The 18,735-nt window shown below is 74.0% G+C and carries 17 protein-coding genes and 1 riboswitch; of the genes, 10 read left to right on the top strand and 7 right to left on the bottom strand.

Going from position 1 to position 18,735, the window contains the following annotated elements:
- Positions 1-3 precede the first annotated feature (3 nt).
- Together BXY45_RS17870 and BXY45_RS23455 are read right to left on the bottom strand one after the other, a co-directional pair.
- Entirely contained in the window at positions 4-1,680 is a 1,677-nt protein-coding gene (locus tag BXY45_RS17870; RefSeq protein WP_170131588.1) for a SpoIIE family protein phosphatase, read from the bottom strand.
- A 4-nt stretch (positions 1,681-1,684) separates the two neighbouring features.
- On the bottom strand, positions 1,685-1,981 hold the full coding sequence (locus tag BXY45_RS23455) for a hypothetical protein (RefSeq protein WP_170131587.1): 297 nt from the start codon (positions 1,979-1,981) through the stop codon (positions 1,685-1,687).
- Positions 1,982-2,052: 71 nt separating this feature from the next.
- Positions 2,053-2,149: riboswitch (SAM riboswitch) on the top strand.
- Between the two features lie 10 nt (positions 2,150-2,159).
- Between BXY45_RS23455 and BXY45_RS17865 the strand changes: the two genes are divergently transcribed.
- Complete coding sequence (locus BXY45_RS17865; RefSeq protein WP_109775884.1) at positions 2,160-2,657, top strand: flavin reductase family protein; 498 nt, start codon at positions 2,160-2,162, stop codon at positions 2,655-2,657.
- A gap of 9 nt (positions 2,658-2,666) precedes the next feature.
- Here BXY45_RS17865 and BXY45_RS17860 read toward each other — a convergent pair whose 3' ends face one another.
- The 4 genes from BXY45_RS17860 to BXY45_RS17845 all read right to left on the bottom strand — a co-directional run bounded on the left by BXY45_RS17860 (position 2,667) and on the right by BXY45_RS17845 (position 7,305).
- Complete coding sequence (locus BXY45_RS17860) at positions 2,667-3,641, bottom strand: coiled-coil domain-containing protein (RefSeq protein ID WP_109775883.1); 975 nt, start codon at positions 3,639-3,641, stop codon at positions 2,667-2,669.
- A gap of 49 nt (positions 3,642-3,690) precedes the next feature.
- On the bottom strand, positions 3,691-5,676 hold the full coding sequence (locus BXY45_RS17855) for a coiled-coil domain-containing protein (RefSeq protein WP_109775882.1): 1,986 nt from the start codon (positions 5,674-5,676) through the stop codon (positions 3,691-3,693).
- A 111-nt stretch (positions 5,677-5,787) separates the two neighbouring features.
- A complete protein-coding gene (locus BXY45_RS17850; RefSeq protein WP_109775881.1) occupies positions 5,788-6,606 on the bottom strand; it encodes an SGNH/GDSL hydrolase family protein in 819 nt (272 codons plus the stop codon).
- Positions 6,607-6,615: 9 nt separating this feature from the next.
- Entirely contained in the window at positions 6,616-7,305 is a 690-nt protein-coding gene (locus tag BXY45_RS17845; RefSeq protein ID WP_109775880.1) for a uracil-DNA glycosylase, read from the bottom strand.
- 50 nt (positions 7,306-7,355) lie between these two features.
- Here BXY45_RS17845 and BXY45_RS17840 point away from each other — a divergent pair, with 50 nt between their 5' ends.
- The 7 genes from BXY45_RS17840 to BXY45_RS17810 all read left to right on the top strand — a co-directional run bounded on the left by BXY45_RS17840 (position 7,356) and on the right by BXY45_RS17810 (position 15,398).
- A complete protein-coding gene (locus BXY45_RS17840) occupies positions 7,356-7,595 on the top strand; it encodes a DUF3263 domain-containing protein (protein ID WP_245961907.1) in 240 nt (79 codons plus the stop codon).
- Positions 7,596-7,660: 65 nt separating this feature from the next.
- On the top strand, positions 7,661-8,248 hold the full coding sequence (locus BXY45_RS17835) for a LytR C-terminal domain-containing protein (protein ID WP_109775879.1): 588 nt from the start codon (positions 7,661-7,663) through the stop codon (positions 8,246-8,248).
- A 359-nt stretch (positions 8,249-8,607) separates the two neighbouring features.
- Complete coding sequence (locus BXY45_RS17830; protein WP_109775913.1) at positions 8,608-8,808, top strand: cold-shock protein; 201 nt, start codon at positions 8,608-8,610, stop codon at positions 8,806-8,808.
- Between the two features lie 319 nt (positions 8,809-9,127).
- The gene (gene groL, locus BXY45_RS17825) at positions 9,128-10,756 is read left to right on the top strand and encodes a chaperonin GroEL (RefSeq protein ID WP_109775878.1); all 1,629 of its coding nucleotides are present in this window, start codon (positions 9,128-9,130) and stop codon (positions 10,754-10,756) included.
- A gap of 96 nt (positions 10,757-10,852) precedes the next feature.
- Entirely contained in the window at positions 10,853-13,885 is a 3,033-nt protein-coding gene (locus tag BXY45_RS17820) for a glycoside hydrolase family 2 TIM barrel-domain containing protein (RefSeq protein WP_109775877.1), read from the top strand.
- Positions 13,886-13,920: 35 nt separating this feature from the next.
- Positions 13,921-14,508 (top strand): RNA polymerase sigma factor, encoded by a 588-nt coding sequence (locus BXY45_RS17815; protein WP_109775876.1) that lies wholly within the window; start codon positions 13,921-13,923, stop codon positions 14,506-14,508.
- Positions 14,505-15,398: a hypothetical protein gene (locus BXY45_RS17810; protein ID WP_109775875.1), complete on the top strand. Its 894-nt coding sequence runs from the start codon at positions 14,505-14,507 to the stop codon at positions 15,396-15,398. The genes BXY45_RS17815 and BXY45_RS17810 overlap by 4 nt, the downstream gene beginning before the upstream one ends.
- Positions 15,399-15,499: 101 nt before the next feature.
- Here BXY45_RS17810 and BXY45_RS17805 read toward each other — a convergent pair whose 3' ends face one another.
- Complete coding sequence (locus BXY45_RS17805; RefSeq protein ID WP_170131586.1) at positions 15,500-16,483, bottom strand: carbohydrate kinase family protein; 984 nt, start codon at positions 16,481-16,483, stop codon at positions 15,500-15,502.
- Between the two features lie 95 nt (positions 16,484-16,578).
- Here BXY45_RS17805 and BXY45_RS17800 point away from each other — a divergent pair, with 95 nt between their 5' ends.
- The gene (locus tag BXY45_RS17800; RefSeq protein WP_109775873.1) at positions 16,579-17,358 is read left to right on the top strand and encodes a DeoR/GlpR family DNA-binding transcription regulator; all 780 of its coding nucleotides are present in this window, start codon (positions 16,579-16,581) and stop codon (positions 17,356-17,358) included.
- Positions 17,355-18,734 (top strand): 6-phospho-beta-glucosidase, encoded by a 1,380-nt coding sequence (locus BXY45_RS17795; RefSeq protein WP_109775872.1) that lies wholly within the window; start codon positions 17,355-17,357, stop codon positions 18,732-18,734. Before BXY45_RS17800 ends, BXY45_RS17795 begins: the two co-directional genes overlap by 4 nt.
- Position 18,735: the final 1 nt, after the last annotated feature.

Here is an 18,735-nt window from a genome sequence, read left to right as displayed (position 1 = left end):
CCTTCAAGGCGTGCGCACCGCCAGCACGACGACGTCGTCGGCGGGGCGCACGGGCAGGGCCTGGGCGAGCAGCGCGTCGAGCATGGCCTCCAGCGGGCGGTCGGCGTACGCGGCGGCCAGCGGCCCCAGCAGCGCCGCCAGCTCGGCGGTGCCGTCGTCCAGGTCGCGGTCGCGCCGCTCCACCAAGCCATCGGAGTGCAGCAGGAGCACCGACCCCGAGGGCACCGTCACCACATGGTCGGTGCGCTCGGTGGTCGGGTCGATGCCGATGAGAAGTTCCGGGCGCCGCGCCAGCACCCGCGCCCGGCCGCCCGCCGTCGCCAGCAGGGGCGGGGGATGACCGGCATTCGCCCAGCGCCAGCTGCGCGCGCCGCCCGCCCCGGGGGGTGTCAGAACCCCCGCCACCACGGTCGCGGGGGCCGGCACGTCGAGGCGGAAGAACGCGTCGTCGATGGCGGTGAGCGCGCGCGACGGCAACCCGTCGACGGCCAGGAGGAACGACCGCAGGGAGCTGCTGGCGCGCCCCATCACCGCGGCGGCCTCGATGTCATGGCCCGCGACGTCTCCCACGACGAGGGCGAGGCGGTCTCCGTCGAGGGGGACGGCGTCGTGCCAGTCGCCCCCGACGTGGTCGCGGTGACCCGCAGGCAGGTAGCGCGCGGCGACCTCGACGTCGAGCCCTTTCGGCAGTGGTGCGAGCAGCGCGCGCTGCAGCACCTCCGCCGCGCTGGCCCGGTCTGCCAGGAGCAGCGCCCGCCGCACCGCCTGCCCGGCCGCCACGGCGCTGGCGCGCACGACGTCGAGAACGCCGGCGGTGGCCTGTCCCTCGGCCACGAAGCCGACGGTGAGCGCTCCGACCACGGTGTCTTCGGTCACCAGCGGCACCACGACACCAGACCGCAGCCCCGACCTGCGGATGCGCTGCTCGACGGCGGGGAAGCGCGCCTCGATCTCCTCCAGGGAGCTGAAGACGAGCTCCTCGCCGGTGCGGCAGACATAGGGGGCGGGACCCTCGTGCTCAAGGGGCAGGTCGGCCCAGACCTCCTCGACCTCGGGGTCGATCTGGGCCCGGGAGGCGGTCCGCACACGACCGGCGGTCCTGTCGACCACCGACAGGCCGCCGTAGTCGGCCTTGAGCTGCTCGGTGGCCACCGCGACCACGGCGGCGGCCACCTCGTCGAGGGTGCGTGCGGCGCCCAGCTGCGTGGACACCTCCAGCACGAGACGGGTGCGCTCCAGCATCGCGGCGAGCTCCGCCGCAGCCGCCCGCCGCTCGTCGGAACTGCGCGCCACCACGAGCAGCAACCCGTCCAGGGGCACCGCCTGCAGCTCGTACCAGTGGGGCCCCCCGATGCGGGCCTCCCACGTGGTGGTGGTGCCGGTGCGGGCGGCCCGACGCAGCGGCTCCTCGCTCGTGGCCGTGCCAGGCACCACGTCCCACAGCACACGGCCCAGCACTGTCGCCGGATCGAGGCCGCTGGCGGTGGACGCCATGGGGCTCACCCAGAGCACTTCCCAGTCGGGCCCGAGCACGGCCACGGGATCGGGGAAGCTCGCGAGGGCCCGCTGCCACCAGCCGGGCGGCACCGCAGCGCCAGCGCTGCCGGCACCGGCGCCGTCGTCGTGCACCGACCGATAGAACACCGACCGATAGAACCACGCGGGGAAGCCGGCCGTCACAGCGTCAGGGGCGCCGGGAGCGAGACCGTTCCGTACGGGACACGACGGCGAGCGCGATGATCGCCAGCGCCGCCCCGAGGGACGCACCGGCCCATGCCGAAGCGGTGAGGAAGGCCCCACTGCCGCCCTTGGGACCGACGAAGTAGCCTGAGAAACCACCGGCGAACGCCAGCGCGACTCCCAGCAGCACGGCCGTCGACCCCGCGGGGCGGCGCCGACGAGATGCCAGGAGGAGGCCTGCGACACCCGCGACCGCGCCGAGGACGACGAGGGTCGCAACGCCGATCACCACGCGCTCCACACGGCCACGCTAGACGGTGGCTCGGGTGAGCCGCGTTGACAGGCGGCTGTCGGGCGGGAGACGATCTGAGACGCCCATCCAGAGCGGCCGAGAGATCTGGCTCGTCGACGCCGCAGCAACCAGCCCGTCCGCGGACGAGGCAGGTGCTCCCGCCAGGACCGATGGAGGAGATCCCGCCATGACCTGCACCGCCGCTGCCACCGCGCCCGTCGTCGACCTGCCCGGCGCCTTCCGGACCGTCGCGTCCAGCGCCTGGGTGGTCACCACCCGCTCCGGAGACCGTCCCGTCGGCTTCACCGCCATCTCGGTGGCCTCGGTGTCCCTGCAGCCGCCGCTCCTGTCGTTCAACGTCTCACGCAGCTCCTCGAGCATCGACGCGCTGCTGTCCGAGCGCCGTGCCGCCGTCCACCTGCTCGCGGACGGCCAGGAGCACCTCGCGCGGCGCTTCGCTGCCTCCGCGGCGGGACGGTTCCCCGAGGACGGGTCATGGACCTGGGACGAGACCGGCCTACCCGAGCTGCCAGGTGTGGTCGCGCGACTGGCCGGGCCCGTCCACGAGGTGATCGAGGCCGGTGACAGCGTGGTGCTGCTCGTGCGCCCCGAGGTCACCGCCGTGGCGGGTGGCACGCCGCTGGTGCACCACGCTCGCGCGTACCACCGCCTCGAAGCGCTCTAGCGCTGCCCGCTACCGCCGCGGGGCTGTGCGGGTCGCGTCGTCGCGGAGGTCGATGACCGCGCCGTCGTCCAGGCCCGTCACCGGGGTGGAGCCTGCCGGGGCTGACGAGCCACCCGACAGCGTCGCCAGCATCTGGCGCACGTTGGCCAGCTGAGCGTTGATGCTGTCGCGGCGTGCCGTGGCGGCCGCCAGCTCACGCTGCGACTCCGAGCGGACCTCGTCGGCGCGGCGGCGTGCCTCCTCCAGGAGGGCAGCGGCCTGCTGGCGGGCGGAGGAGAGCAGCTCCTCGGTGCGGTCGGCGACCTCCTGCTCGATGGCGTCGGCCCGGTCCCGGGCCTGAGCCACCAGGCGCTCGGCGTGCTCCAGCTCCTCCGCCTGCTCGCGGGCACGCTCCGAGGCCTCCACCTCGGTGCGGTGCCGCCGCGTCGCGAGCGCGAGCTCGAAGTCGGCCGCGGCCTGCGCGGCCCTCGACCGCGCCTCCTCCCAGGCAGCCTCCGCCTCCTCGCGGCGAGCCGCGGCGTGGCGCTCCGCGGCGTCGAGCACGTCATCGGCCCGGCGCTGAGCATCGGCGAGCACCCGCTGCGCCTCCACGGCGGCGTCGGCGCGCACCGCGGTGTCGTATCGATCGGCGTCCGCGCGGACCAGCCGCGCGTGCGCCTCAGCTTCGCTGCGTAGCGCCTCGGCGTCCGCCTCGGCGCGCGCGACCACCTCCAGCGCCTCCTCCTCGGAGAGCGCGAGGATCTGCGCGACACGCGCGCCCAGGTCGGCGTGAGACAGACGCAGCGCGTCGGGGCGCACCACCTCGGCGGCGTCCTCCGCGGCGCGCTCGGTCAGACGCCGCTCGAGCGCCTGCACCTGCTCCGCCAGCTCGGCGCACACCTCGCGCGACTCCGCGAGAGCTCCTTCGACGTGCTGGAGGTGCTGGTCGACCTGGAGAGGGTCGTACCCACGCAGGACGGTGCGGAACGCGCCGGTGTCAGACATCGTGCCTCCGGGGAGTCATCAGCGGTCGACGCGACCGAGGCGGCCGCCCCTACCGTGGCAGGGAGGATCGCGGGCCGCTCGCCGAAGTGGCGTCGACAGGGTCAGGGAAGTGCGCGGAGCCGCTGCGACGCCTCGCGGCGAGCGCCTCGATGATGCCCGACAGCTGCCCGAGCTCCGCAGCCGCCGACTCACGCAGGCGCGTGAGGTCGGCCACCTCCGCGGCCAGGCGGTCGCGCTCGGCGACGGCGGCAGCGCGCTCACGGTCGGCCTCGCTGCGGGCGTCGAGTACGAGGCGCAGAGCCTCTGAGCGGGCCTCGCGGCGGGCGTCCTGAGCCTCGCGCTGCGCCCGGGCGACCTCCTCGGCCACACGGGCGCGCAGTGCGCGCGCACCGTTCTCGGCCTCCTCGACACGGCGCAGGGAGCGGTCGCGCGCCGTGGACTCGGCAGCACCGGCGGCCGTGAGCACGCGGTCGGCGTCCTCACGGGCGGCGCGCACGAGGCGCACGGCCTCGCCGCGGGCCCGCTCCAGCTCTGCAGCGGCGGCCAGGCGCAGCACCTGCGCCTCCTCTTCGAGACCGCCCAGGCGCGCACGCACCCGCCGGCTCGCGGAGCCCAAGACGCCCTGGAGCTGCTGACGCGCCTTGCGGACCACCTGTGCCGCCTCGGCGTGCCCGCGGCTGCGGACGGCGCGGGCCTCTTCCTGTGCAGCAGCGAGCAGCGCTTCCACCGTGCTGGCGGTCCAGGCCGTCTGCTCGGCGGACGCGGTGAGCTCCTTCTCGGCCTGGGCCCGGGCCTGGGCTCGCACCTGGCGCGCCTCCTGCTCGGCGGCCTCGCGAGCGCGGGAGGCCTCCCGGCGCGCCTCGGCCAGCAGCTCCTCGGAGGTGCGGCGGCACGTGGCGGCGTCTTCCGTGGCGGCGGCCAGCAGACGCTCGGCCTGGGCGTACGCCTCGGCGGTGGCGCGCTGTGCCTCCAGGTGACCGGTCTCGCGCACCGTGTCGGCCTCGGCCATGGCCTCGGAACGCTCGCGCCCCGCGGCCTCCCGTGCCGCGGCGAGCAGCTGGTCGGCCTCGGCGCGTCGCCCGGCGAGCAGGCGGTCGCCCTCCTCGACGGCGCGCTGGCGGGCGTTGCGGGCCAGCTCCTCGGCGTCAGCCCGCTCGGCCATCGCCTGCGCGACCATGACGTCGGCGGTCTCCGCCGCAGCGTGCACCACCATGGAGGCCTGCTCGGCGGCGTCCTCGACGATCTGCTGTGCCTCGGCCTGTGCCTCGGCCATCACCGTGGCGGACCGCTCGCGCAGGCTGGCGACGACGGCACTGACCTCGGTGTGCTCGCTGCGCAGCGAGGTCACCGCCGCCGACAGGTCGGTGGCTTCGCGACGCAGGCGCGTCGCCTCCTCGTGGAGCGACGTGGCCCGACGCTCCGCCTCTTCCAGCGACTCGCGGGAGGCGGCGTCGGCGCCGCGTCGGACCTGCGCGGCGTGGGCCTCGGCGGCAGCCCGAACGGCGTCGGCGTCGCGGCGGGCGCGTTCGGCGAGCTCGTCGGCTTCCCGCAGCGCCTGCTCCGGGAGCTCGCGGCTGCGGCGCTCGGCCTCGGCGCGCAGTTCGGCGGCCTCCGCGCGGGCTCGTGACAGCAGAGCCGCGGCCTCCCGCTGGGCCTCGAGGCGCAGCTTCTCGGCCTCCGCGGCGGTGGAGCGGCGCAGAGCGGCGGCATCGGCCTCAGCGGCTGCACGCACCCGCTCGGCATGGTCCTGCGCGAGGCCGAGGAGGTGGACGGCGCGTTCAGGAGCCTCGGGTCTCACGGCCGGCGCCTGGCCCGCAGGCGGCAGCACGACGGGGGAGGCCAGGGGGCGGCCAGCCTGACGAGCACGCAGTGCCCGCTCGGACACGGCGGGCCGCTCGACGGGCCCGCTGAGCGCCGCGTGAGGGATGCCGGAGGGCGAGGCGGAGCTCAGGAGGACGCCGTCGGCGACATCCGGCGTCGCGGCTGCCGTGCTCCCGGGGTGGCCGGAGAGCTGCTGCAGCCGGTCGGTCGTCATAGCAGCGATGGTGGCACGCAGACCCCCTTCGAGAGGCCGATTGCCCTGCGATCGGCAGGGTGTGTCGCACCCGCCCGAGCGCGGTCGTCTGGCGGTCGTCCCCTCCGAATGTCACCCGTCCAACGGCAGCGGTTCGGGCCGCTTCGCGGTCACACCGTCACCGCTGGAACGCCCCTCGATCCTGCGCCGCACCCACGGCGCCAGATAGGTGCGCGCCCACTGCGCGTCGGCGCGCGCCCGCGCGACCCGGCCGGGCGCCGGGTGCGGAGGCAGCGGCGCCGCCCACTCGCGCTCCGCTGCGCCCAACGCCCCGCCGTGCAGGCCCCGGACGGTCGCGGCGGCGAGCAGCGCCACCCGCGCGTGGCCCTCCGGCGCCAGGTGGATCCGGTCCGGCGCCCAGAGCCTGGCGTCGTACAGCGCCCGCATCGACCACAGGTCGAGCACCAGGGCGTCGTGGCGCTGGGCGATGGACCACACGTGCAGGTTGAACGCGGCGACCCGGCCCCGCGTCCAGCGCACCACCGGGAGGCCGCCGGGGTCGAAGCCGGTAGCCAGGAGCACGTCGGCGCCGACGGCGCGAAGGCGGGCGACGGCGTTGTCCAGGTCCGTCGCGAGCGCGTCGACGTCCGTCCCCGGGCGCAGGATGTCGTTGCCTCCGGCGCAGAAGCTCACCAGGTCGGGGTGCAGCGACACCGCGGTGTCGAGCTGCTCGGCGACGACCTGGCCGAGCTTGCGCCCGCGGACGGCGAGGTTGGCGTACTCCAGCCGCCCACCGGCGGCGCGGGCGTCGGCGTCGAGCACCTCCGCGAGGCGGTCCGCCCAGCCGCGGTGCCGCCCGGGGGTCGCGGGGTCGGGGTCGTCGATGCCTTCGGTGAAGGAGTCTCCGACGGCGACGTAGCGGCGGAAGACGCGCCGCGGTTCCCCAGACACCCGGGCACGCTAACTCGGTCGCTCCGCAGGCAGCGACCAGTCGAGTGGGTCGCTGCCCTGCTCGGCGAGGGCGGCGTTGACGGCGCTGAAGGGGCGCGAGCCGTGGAAGCCGCGCGCCGCGGACAGCGGGCTCGGATGCACGCCGGTGATGACCGCGGTGCCGGCCAGCAGCGGTGCGGCGGTCTGGGCGTCCCTGCCCCACAGCACGGACACCAGTGGGCCTCCCCGCTGGGCGAGGGCCCGCACGGCGGCGTCGGTGACGCGCTCCCATCCCAGGCGCCGGTGGGAGCCCGAGGCTCCGGCACGCACCGTCAGCACGCGGTTGAGGAGCAGCACCCCGCGCTCGCTCCATGGCGAGAGGTCCCCCGAGGCGGGCGCGGGAACCCCTGTGTCGGCGACGAGCTCGCGCAGGAGGTTGCGCAGCGTCGGGGGCAACGGGCGCACGTCGGGGGCCACGGAGAACGCCAGCCCCACGGCGTGCCCGGGGCGGGGGTAGGGGTCCTGACCGAGCAGCAGCACCCGCACCGCGTCGAGCGGCTGCTCGAAGGCCCGAAGAACCTTCTCGGGTGCCGGCAGCACCTCCTCGCCAGCGGATCGCCGCGCCGTCAGCTCGGTGTCCAACCGGGCGAGGTCGTCCGCCACCGGGGCGAGGGCTTCCTGCCAGGACGGGTGGACGGCGGCGAGCGGCGAGGCGGTCACGGCCCCACGCTGCCCTGCCCGGCCGGGCCGCGCTCTGGCAGGGTGGGCCGGTGGCGCTGTCGCAGCGGGACCTGGCGGTGCTCGCCCTGGAGCGGCGGACCTTCCGCCGACGCGGTGAGAAGGAGCAGGCGGTCCGGGACGAGCTCGACATGTCCGCCGTCCGCTACTACCAGCGTCTCAACGCTCTTCTCGACGATCCCGAGGCGCTTGCCGCCGACCCCGCCTTGGTCCACCGGTTGCGGCGCCTGCGGGCCGAGCGCACCGCTGCCTGGAACGGCGACGACGACTGACGGGCGGACGCGGCGCGTCCTCCGTTCTCCCCTCGCCGCGAGGCCTTAGCACGTACCGTCGGAGCGTGAGCTCGCCGTACCCGCGTGACGACTTCGACGCCGTCACCCCGCCCCGCGACGGACGTCGGGGCGCGCACCGCGCGGCCCCCCGCCGCAGCGGGGGCGCGCTCGCGCCGGTCGTCATCGTCCTCGTCGTCGCGGCGGCCCTCGGAGCCGGCTGGATGGCCTGGACCACCACGAGCAACCCCGCCTCGGCGGGTCCCAAGGTGGAGGCCTCTGCCGCACCCGCCGCGGGCGCGGACCAGCCAGCCGACGATGCGTCGGCGCCAAGCACTGCGAGCTCACCGAGCGATCCCAGTGCGCCGAGCGACGCTGCGACGCCCGACCGCAGCACCCCCGTCGTCGTCCTCAACGGCACCGGGACCCAGGGCCTCGCGGCGAAGCGGGCCGAGGCGCTGAAGGCCGACGGCTGGACGGTCGCGAGCACCGGCAACGCCACCGCGGCGCAGCGATCGGCGCACCAGGGCATCACCGTGCTGCACCCCACCGAGGAACTCCAGGGCGCTGCGGAAGCCCTCGCGGCCGAGATCGGCGGCACCGCGGTGCTCGACCCCAAAGCCGAGGCGCGCTCACTCACTGTCGTCCTTCGATAACCCAGATCGACACGCGGTGTCCACCTCCGGGGGGACACCCAACTGTGGGGCATCGAGGGCTTCGTGGCGCCCTGTATGTGTGACCCCGCAGGTCGGGCCTGATCACGCGTCCCCAGAAGGGGGGCGCCTGGCCCCGCGGAAGCCATTCCATGGCGCTGACCTGGCCTTGAGCCTCGCTCGCCGTGCTCACTGACCGCTACCCTGCGGCTCGGTCGATCAGTTCAGTGACGGTCAGTTCAGCGACACAGGGCTCCCCGCTCGTCGAGGACGCCGATCGGGGCCGCCAGGCCCACGGACTCCAGACCCGGGGTCGGGCGCCACTGCCCTTCCTCGACCACCGCACTGCAGGAGCACGCACCATGGCACTAGGAACCGTGAAGTGGTTCAACGCTGAGAAGGGCTACGGGTTCATCACCGTCGACGGTGGGCCCGACGTCTTCGTCCACTGGTCCGCGATCCAGATGGACGGCTACCGCTCCCTCGAGGAGGGGCAGGCCGTCGAGTTCGAGGTCGGCACCGGCCAGAAGGGCCCCCAGGCCGAGGCTGTCCGCCTCGCCTGAGGTCCACCCCCACGCGCCTGACGGCGCCGCCCCCTCGGGGCGGCGCCGTCGTTGCGTTGGGGGAGGGCGTCCGGGAGGGTGTTTGAGGCGCAGCGTGTTTGCACTCGGCGGGCGAGAGTGCCAATCTGGTACCTGGCACTCGGTGACCCCGAGTGCCAGCACAGGACCTGGGAGCCCCGCGCTCCCCGGCCGTGCTGGGCGAGTCGCAGGCCCCGGGTGCAGGCCCGGTGCGCCGGCGGCGTCCGTCGCGGGCGCCCGGCCGGTCGGCAGCACCATCCGATACGTCTGATCCGCCACCCGTTCCGGAGGAGCACCGCTCATGGCGAAGACCATTTCCTTCAACGAGGAGGCCCGCCGCGGTCTCGAGCGGGGCATGAACACCCTCGCCGACGCCGTCAAGGTCACCCTCGGGCCCAAGGGCCGCAACGTCGTGCTGGAGAAGAAGTGGGGCGCCCCCACGATCACCAACGACGGCGTCTCGATCGCCAAGGAGATCGAGCTCGAGGACCCGTACGAGAAGATCGGGGCCGAGCTCGTCAAGGAGGTCGCCAAGAAGACCGACGACGTCGCCGGTGACGGGACGACGACCGCCACCGTGCTTGCTCAGGCGATGGTCCGCGAGGGCCTGCGCAACGTGGCCGCCGGTGCCAACCCGATGGCCCTCAAGCGCGGCATCGAGGCGGCCGTCGCCGCCGTGTCCGCGCAGCTGCTGGCCAACGCCGTCGACGTGGAGACCCGCGAGCAGATCGCGGCCACCGCCTCCATCTCCGCCGCCGACCCCGCCATTGGCGAGCTCATCGCCGAGGCGATGGACAAGGTCGGCAAGGAGGGCGTCATCACGGTCGAGGAGAGCAACACCTTCGGCCTGGAGCTCGAGCTCACCGAGGGCATGCGCTTCGACAAGGGCTACATCTCGCCCTACTTCGTCACCGACGGTGAGCGCATGGAGGCGGTGCTGGAGGACCCGTACATCCTCATCGCCAACTCCAAGATCTCCTCGATCAAGGACCTGCTGCCCCTGCTGGAGAAGGTCACCCAGTCGGGCAAGCCCCTGGTGATCATCGCTGAGGACGTCGAGGGCGAGGCCCTGGCCACGCTCGTCGTCAACAAGATCCGCGGCATCTTCCGCTCCGCCGCCGTCAAGGCGCCGGGCTTCGGCGACCGCCGCAAGGCGATGCTGCAGGACATCGCGATCCTGTCCGGTGGCCAGGTCATCTCCGAGGAGGTCGGCCTCAAGCTCGACACCGCGGGCCTGGACCTGCTGGGCCGCGCCCGCAAGGTCGTCATCACCAAGGACGAGACCACCATCGTCGAGGGCGCTGGCGACGCCGACCAGATCGCTGGTCGCGTCAACCAGATCCGCACCGAGATCGAGCGGTCCGACTCCGACTACGACCGCGAGAAGCTCCAGGAGCGCCTGGCCAAGCTCGCCGGCGGCGTGGCCGTCATCAAGGCGGGTGCGGCCACCGAGGTCGAGCTCAAGGAGCGCAAGCACCGCATCGAGGACGCCGTCCGCAACGCGAAGGCTGCCGTCGAGGAGGGCATCGTCGCCGGTGGTGGCGTGGCCCTCATCCAGGCCGGCTCCAAGGCCTTCACCGACCTGCAGCTCTCGGGTGACGAGGCGACCGGCGCGAACATCGTCAAGGTCGCCATCGAGGCCCCGCTGAAGCAGATCGCGATCAACGCCGGCCTCGAGGGCGGCGTCGTGGCGGAGAAGGTGCGCAACCTCCCCGTCGGCCAGGGCCTCAACGCCGCGACCAACGAGTACGTCGACATGGTCGCCACCGGCATCATCGACCCGGCCAAGGTGACCCGCTCGGCGCTGCAGAACGCAGCCTCGATCGCGGCCCTGTTCCTCACCACTGAGGCCGTCATCGCCGACAAGCCGGAGAAGGCCCCCGCGGCCCCGGCCGGTGGCGACGGCGGCATGGGCGGCATGGACTTCTGATCCCGCCGCTCAGCCGCCTCGGCTGAGAGCACGAAGGGCGGTACCCCCTCGGGGGTGCCGCCCTTCGTCGTCCCGTAGCTCCGGCAGAGTGAGCGGGTGAGACCCCACTGGTTCGAGCAGCACAACCCCGCCCAGGGGGTGCTCCCCGCACGCGCTGCCCTGCGCTCGGACGCCCCCGAGCTCGACCTGGCCGGCGACTGGCGCTTCCGCTGGAGCCCGCGCGCCGATGTCGAGGAGTCCTTCGCGCAGCCCGGCTTCGACGACTCCGCCTGGGACCTGTTGACCGTCCCCGGCCACTGGCAGCTCGCGCCCCACAACACCGACGGCCGCTACGGCCGGCCGGCGTACACCAACCTGCAGTACCCGTTTCCCGTCGATCCGCCCTTCGTGCCGGACGAGAACCCGACAGGCGACCACCGGCTCGCCGTCGTCGTCCCCGATGACCTCGCCGCCGTCGTCGCCGCCGGAGGCCGCGCGGTGCTGCGCTTCGAGGGCGTCGACTCCGCCTTCCGGGTCTGGGTGGATGGCGCGGACGTGGGGAGGTCGGTCGGCTCTCGGCTCGCGTCCGAGTTCGACGTCACCGATCACCTCCCCGCCGCGGGCGAGCAGGTGGTCGTTGCGGTGCGGGTGCACCAATGGTCTTCGGGCTCCTACCTGGAGGACCAGGACATGTGGTGGCTGTCGGGGATCTTCCGCGACGTGCGGCTGCTCGGACGTCCCGCGGGTGGGGTCGACGATGTGCACGTCCACGCCGGCTACGACCACGCCGCCGGCACCGGGTCCCTGCGCGTCGAGGTGGACAGCACGGCGGCAGCCCGCGTGCTCGTGCCCGAGCTCGGCCTCGACCTCGCACCGGGCGAGGAAGCGGTGGTCCCGGTCGACCCGTGGAGCGCGGAGTCCCCGCGCCTGTACGACGCCGAGGTGGCCACCGCCACCGAGCGCGTGCGCCTGCGGATCGGCTTCCGGACCGTCGCGATCGTCCCCTCCACCACGGGCGACTGGGACGTCTTCACCGTCAACGGTGCCCGGACACTGATGCGCGGCGTCAACCGCCACGAGGTCTCCGCCGACCGCGGCCGCTCCACCACGCCCGCCGAGGACCTCGCCGATGTGCTGCTCATGAAGCAGCACGGCATCAACGCCGTCCGCACCAGCCACTACCCGCCGCACCCACGGTTCCTCGACCTGTGTGACGAGTACGGGCTCTACGTCGTCGACGAGTGCGACCTGGAAACGCACGGCTTCTACTTCAACGGGTGGCGCCGCAACCCCTCCGACGACCCGGCATGGGAGGCGCCCATGGTCGACCGGATGGTCCGCACGGTGCACCGCGACAAGAACCATGCCAGCGTCATCATGTGGTCCCTCGGCAACGAGAGCGGCGTCGGGCGCAACCTGTCCGCCATGGCCCGCGCCGCCCGCGAGGTCGGCACGGGACTGCCCCTGCACTACGAGCACGACTGGGGCTACCACGACGTCGACGTCTACAGCCGCATGTACGCCTCCCACGCCGAGGTCGAGCGCATCGCCCGCGGCGCGGAGGCGCACCTCGGCAGTGACGAGGCCCTCGAGGACGACGGGCAGACCGCCGGCCCCCGTGACGACGCCGCCGACGCGCGCCGTCGTCGTCTGCCCTTCGTGCAGTGCGAGTACGTGCACGCCATGGGCCTGGGCCCGGGCGGCGTGGCCGAGTACCAAGACCTGTTCGAGTCCTCCGACCGCGTCATGGGCGGGTTCGTGTGGGAGTGGATCGACCACGGCCTACGCCAGGTCGTTGATGGCCGGGAGCGGTGGGCGTACGGCGGCGACTTTGGCGAGGTCGTCCACGATGGCAACTTCGTGGCCGACGGGCTCGTCTTCCCCGACCGCACGCCGTCGCCCGGGCTGCTCGACGTCGCGGTCGCCTACGCCCCGGTGAAGATCGTTCCGGTGGGTGGCGGCGGCGCGCCCGCGGTGAGGATCACCAACCGCTATGACGTGCGAGACCTGTCCGACGTCTCCCTGCGGTGGGTGAGGGAGGACGACGGCGAGCCGGTGGCCAGCGGCGAGCTCGCCACGCCGGCGCTCGGGCCCTGGGAGTCCGCTGACGTCGTGCTCCCGGCCGCGGCCCTGGTACCCGCACGCGGTGGTGCGTCGGAGCGGTGGGTCACGGTCACCGCCGTCTCGCGCAAGGACGAGCCGTGGGCGCCCGCCGGGCACGCGCTCGGCTCCGGGCAGGTCGCGCTGGACCCGTTGCCGTCGTCGTCGTTGTCCAGCCCCCACATCGCGCCGGTGCGTCGCGGAGCCGACCTGCTCCTCGGCGGCGCGGCCTTCGACGCGTGCACCGGTGCGCTGCACCGCCTGGGCGGATTGCCGGTGCACGGACTCCGTCTCGACCTGTGGCGTGCACCCACCGACAACGACGAGGGCGACAACGGCAACCTCGCCGAGGCGTGGCGCGAGGCGAAGCTGCACCAGCTCACCCACCAGGTCCGCGACGTGCGGGTCGAGGGGGGCATGCTCCTGGTGACGACGAGGGTCGCGCCGCCGCTGCACGACCACGGCGTCCTGACCACCTTTCGGTGGACCGCCCTCGAGCCCGACGCCGCCGGAGGTGCCGCCGTGCGCCTCGACGTGCACGTGCAGCCCCAGGGGGAGCAGCCCCTGCCGTGGCCGCGCCTCGGGGTGCGCCTGCACCTGCCGCGCGCCCTCGACCGGGTTGCGTGGTTCGGCCGCGGACCCGGCGAGGCCTACCCGGACACGGGCCTTGCCGCGCGTGTCGGGCGGTTCAGCGCCACCGTGGCGGAGCTGCAGACGCCGTACGTCATGCCGCAGGAGAACGGCCACCGCGCCGACGTTCGCTGGCTGGAGCTGACCGGCGGCCAGCAGCTCGGGGTGCCTCGCACGCCGGGGCTGCGCGTGGAGGGGGCGCCGACCACGGGCTTCACCGCCCGCCGGTGGACCACCGAGCAGCTGGCCGCGGCCCGCCACGACGCCGAGCTCGTGCCCGGGCCCGACCTCGTGGTGACCCTCGACGCCGCGCTGCACGGCACCGGCACCGCTTCGTGCGGACCGGCCGTGCTCCCGCAGTACGTGCTGCACCCGGAGGCGCGGTCGTTCTCCGTCACGCTGCGGGAGCTGCCAGCCTGAGAAACAGCGGGGCCGGTGGCGGCAAGGAGTGAGGTGTGAGCCCACCCCAAACCCCAGACGACGCCGAGCAGCGCTTCCGCGCGCTGTACGCGGACGTTCACGCCGACGTCCTCAGGTTCGTGCGGCGCCGATCGCCCGCCGAGGCGGTGAGCAGCGCGGAGGACGTCGTCGCCGACGCGATGCTCGTCGCGTGGCGCCGCTTCGACGACGCCCCGCGACGCCTCGACGCCCAGCGCGCCTGGGTGTTCGGCATCGCCCGCAACTGCCTGCTGACTGCCCGGCGCGGGAGCGGGCGGCGGGAAGCGCTCGCGGTGCGCGTCAGCGACGCCACCGAGGCTGGCGGCGCCGCGGCGACGACGGACCCGCACGACGACGTCGTCGCGGGGCTCGACCTTGCGGCCGCCTGGCGACGCCTCTCGCCGGCCGAGCAGGAGGTGCTAGCCCTCACGGTCTTCGAGGACCTCACCTCCGTGCAGGCGGCGCTGGTGCTCGGCACGACCCCCACCGGCTACCGGCTGCGCCTCATGCGTGCCCGCCGCGCGCTGCGCTCCCACCTGTCCGACGACGACGCCGCGGAGCCCGCTCCCCGCCCGAACCCCCACGCCCTGGAGGCGACCCGATGAGCCAGACCCGCATCCCCGACGCCCGCCTCGACGCCGCGCTGCGCTCGCTCGACGCCGCACCGGCCGTAACCCTCGACGATGTCGCCCGCGTCCGCGCCGCCGCGGCACTGGAGCAGACGCTCATCATCGGCCGCTTCCCCGACGAGCGGGCCTCCCTGCGCCGTGATCCCCTCGTGCCCCGTCGCAGGCGCACGGGCATGCGCGTGGCGATGCTCGGCGCGGCGGCGGCCGCCGTCGCGGTGGGCATCGGCGTGACCCAGGTGCTCGGAGGCGGCACGACCGCCTACGCCGACTCCTGGGAGCCGGTGCCGGTGCCTGCCAGCGCCGCCGACATCGCCGCCGCCCAGACAGCGTGTGCCGACTCTGCCTCTCACATGGGGGGCATCAAAATTTCTGCGCTGCTGCCTCAGCTGGCTGAGCGTCGCGGCGACCTCGTGCTCCTGGTCATGGATGACGGCACTGCGGAGCCGGTGTCATTGACGTGCATGGTCGCGCTACCTCCAGGGGAGGACCGCGCGCACTGGATCGCCGCGAGCGGAGGTGGCGGAGGGCCCCGTCCCGCCCCCGGGGAGATCCTTCCTGGGGGTGAGTTCGAGCAGGCGACTCCCGGCGATGAGCTGTCTGTCGTCGATGGTGATGTGGGGGACGGAGTCACGGCGGTGACGGTCCACACCGAGGAGGGGCTGACAGTGCAGGCAACGGTGCAGAACGGACACTTCGCGGCGTGGTGGCCGGGCCGCCTCATGCGGATGACCTCCGAGCCGTACCCGTCAGGTCAGTCCGGAGGGTGCGCCGGGAACTGCGACGGCGGTCGTCCGGTGTCGACGTACACGCTGGACTTCACCCGTGCTGACGGCACCGTGGTGACGGGCATCGCTCCGAACCGCTGAACCAGGAACTCTCCCCTCCGTTGGCGCACTTTCCGCGGCAAGTGCGCCAACGGAGGGCGTCTTTTCCGCACTTGCCGCGGAAAGTTCGGGATAGAGGGCGGTCAGGTGGTCCAGGCCTCGAGGTGCGCGAGCGCTGAGCGGCCAGGGGAGTCCAGTTGCCCCCACCACGCGCGCAGGTCCGCGCGGGTGGGGGCGCTGCTGGCCCCACCGGCGCGTCGCACGGACAGCGCCGAGCACACCACCGCAGCCTGGAGCTGCTCCCGCATGGACCAGTCCTCGAGCCCTGCGGCCATGAAGGTGGCCACGAACACGTCGCCGGCGCCGGTCGTGTCGACGACGGGTTCGTCGAACAGGCCACCCAGTTCCGTCCGTCCGGCGCCGCCGACCTCGACGCGTGTACCGCCGTCGCAGGCGACCACGCCGCGCGCGCCGCGCGTCACTACCGCCAGCGCCACCTGCTCCGCCAGCGCCGCTGCCGCAGCCTCCGCTCCGTCCGCGCCAGTGGCGCGCTGCGCCTCGTCGTCGTTGGGGACGAAGACGTCGACGTCGGCGAGGTGGGACCGCACCTGCGCGCCCCAGCCGGGGGTGTCGACGTAGCCGATGCCTCCGACCACGGTGCAGCCGCGCTGGCGCAGGCCCCCGACCCACAGCGGGACCGGCGCGGCGACGTCCACGTGCAGGGCGCGCGGCAGGTAGCGCCGCCCTGGCTGCTGGGTGAGCTGGCGCCACCGGGGCACCTCGTGGGTGACGAACGTGCGGTCTCCACCGGCGACGACGGCGACCGACACCGGCGTCCCGACGGCCTCGCTGCGCTCCGCGCCGTCGAGCACCAGGCCGGGCTCGGCGCTCAGCGCCGCGACCAACCGGTCGCCCCACTCGTCGGTGCCGAACCGGGTGAGCAGTGCCGTGCGCGCACCGACGCGCGCCGCAGCGACGGCGCGGGTGGCGGTGCCGCCGGGGCTGACGTCGAGGGAGGTCGCGTAGACCTCGCTGCCCAGCGTCGGCAGGGCGTTCACCCCGCCCATGACGAGGTCGAGGTAGACGGGGCCGAGGAAGGCCAGGTCGACGTCGTCGGTCTGCGTCATGACGCGCGATCCTGGCACACCTGCGCACTTTCGCGCATCAGGCATCCCCGTCACGATCGATTGACTGAAAACGCGCACTACGGTTGACTGGATCCGTGCAGACGCGCCAGCGCCACGAGCAGATCCTCGAACGGCTCGACGCCGACCGCTTCGCCTCCGTCAACGACCTCGCCGAGGCCCTGCAGGTCAGCCCCTCCACCGTGCGGCGCGACCTCCAGCAGCTCGGCGCCAGCGGCGAGCTGCGCCGCACGCACGGCGGCGCCGTCGTCCTCGATCGACCGGCAGACCGCACGTCCGACGGCGCGCTCGAGCACCCCTACGCCACCACTGCCCAGGCCGACGCCGACCTCAAGGCCGCCATGGGCCGCGCCGCGGCCGACCTCGTGCCCGACGGCGCCGTCGTCGCCCTCGACATCGGCACGACGACGCCGCTGGTCGCGCGCCACCTCGCGGGCCGACCCGTCACCGTCATCACGAGCAACCTCGCCGTGCTCGACGAGCTCCGCGACGACCCCGCCGTCGACCTCGTCCTCCTCGGCGGCAGCGTCCGCCGCAACTTCCAGACCCTGGTCGGCGCGCTGACCCTGCAGGCGCTCGCCAGCATCAGCTGCGACGTCGCCGTCCTGTCCTGCACCGGAGTGCGACCCGATGGCCGGGTCGTCGACGACATGTCGGTCGAGGCACCGACGAAGGAGGGCCTCTTGGCCGCTGCAACGCAGACCGTGCTGCTGGCGTCGCACGCGAAGTTCCCGGGGACGGGCTCGCTGCAGACGACGTCGCTGGAGGCCGTCGACGTGCTCGTCACCACGACTGGAGCCCCGCAGGAGGCCCTCGACAGGGTCGCCGCGGCCGGCGGACGGGTGGTCGTGGCGTGAAGCTCACCATCATCGGCGGCGGCGGGTTCCGCGTGCCCGACGTCTACCGCGCGCTCCTGGCCGATACCGGCAGCCCCCGCATCACCGAGGTGTGGCTCTACGACGTCGGCGCCGACCGCCTCGAGGCCGTACGCACCATCCTGGCCTCGGCGGCGCGCCGGGCCCAGCTCCACGGCACCGACGCCGCCTCCATCCCGGTGGTGCACGCCACCACCGACCTCGACGTCGCCCTGGCCGACGCCGACTTCGTCTTCTCCGCGATCCGCGTCGGTGGGTTGGCCGGCCGTGTGGCCGACGAGCGCGTGGCGCTCTCCCTGGGCGTGCTCGGCCAGGAGACCGTCGGCCCCGGCGGCATCTCCTACGGCCTGCGCACCGTGCCGGTGATGACCGCCGTCGCCGAGCGCATTGCCGCTGTGGCGCCGCGCGCCGTCCTTATCAACTTCACCAACCCGGCCGGCATGATCACCGAGGCGCTGCAGCGGGTGCTCGGTGACCGCGCCGTCGGTATCTGCGACACCCCGTCCGGCCTCGGCCGACGCATCGCCGCTGGTCTCGGCATCGATCCCCGCGAGGTGCAGCTCGACTACGCGGGCCTCAACCACCTCGGCTGGCTGCGCCGCGTGCTGCACCGCGGTGAGGACGTGCTGCCGCGCGTGCTCGCCGACGACGTCCTGCTCGGCTCCCTCGAGGAGGGCGCCGTCTTCGGCGTGGACGCGCTGCGCACGCTAGGGAACATCCCCAACGAGTACCTCTACTACTACTACTGCAACCGCGACGCCGTGCCCGCCATCCTCGAGCGGCCCCGCACCCGCGGTGAGCAGCTGGTGGTGGACCAGGCCGACTTCTTCGCACGCGTCCGCACCGCCGAGGACCCGTGGCAGCTGTGGCAGGACACCTCCGCCGCCCGCAGCGCCACGTACATGGCCGAGGCCAAGCCCGACGACCACGTCGCCGATGCCGAGGACAGCCCCTTCCAGGGCGACGACGGCTACGCCGGCGTGGCGCTGTCGGTGATGCGGGCCGTGGCGCGCGACGAGCCGGCCACGCTCATCCTCAACGTCCGCAACGGCGACACGATCCCGGGCATGCCTGCGGACGCCGTCGTCGAGGTCCCCGTGCGTGTGTCGGCGGCGGGCATGGTCAGGCAGCAGGTCACGCAGCCCGACCTGCACCAGCTGGGCCTCATGCAGCAGCTGAAGGCCTGCGAGCGCTACACGATCGACGCCGCGCTGTCCGGCTCGCGCGCGGCAGCGGAGAAGGCGTTCGCGCTGCACCCGCTGGTGCAGTCGCTGCCGCGGGCGAAGGCCCTGCTCGACGGCTACACCCGGGAGATCCCCGAGGTGGCGGCGGCACTGGCGGCTGCACACACCTGCTGAG

Source organism: Quadrisphaera granulorum (genome assembly GCF_003149145.1).
In the GTDB taxonomy this organism is placed as follows: domain Bacteria; phylum Actinomycetota; class Actinomycetes; order Actinomycetales; family Quadrisphaeraceae; genus Quadrisphaera; species Quadrisphaera granulorum.
This window is presented reverse-complemented; position numbering and strand designations above follow the sequence as displayed.

Coding starts and splice junctions, on each gene's coding strand:
- BXY45_RS17865 (WP_109775884.1), top strand. CDS start 2,160: ATGACCTGCACCGCCGCTGCCACCGCGCCCGTCGTCGACCTGCCCGGC.
- BXY45_RS17860 (WP_109775883.1), bottom strand. CDS start 3,641: ATGTCTGACACCGGCGCGTTCCGCACCGTCCTGCGTGGGTACGACCCT.
- BXY45_RS17855 (WP_109775882.1), bottom strand. CDS start 5,676: ATGACGACCGACCGGCTGCAGCAGCTCTCCGGCCACCCCGGGAGCACG.
- BXY45_RS17830 (WP_109775913.1), top strand. CDS start 8,608: ATGGCACTAGGAACCGTGAAGTGGTTCAACGCTGAGAAGGGCTACGGG.
- groL (WP_109775878.1), top strand. CDS start 9,128: ATGGCGAAGACCATTTCCTTCAACGAGGAGGCCCGCCGCGGTCTCGAG.
- BXY45_RS17810 (WP_109775875.1), top strand. CDS start 14,505: ATGAGCCAGACCCGCATCCCCGACGCCCGCCTCGACGCCGCGCTGCGC.
- BXY45_RS17805 (WP_170131586.1), bottom strand. CDS start 16,483: ATGACGCAGACCGACGACGTCGACCTGGCCTTCCTCGGCCCCGTCTAC.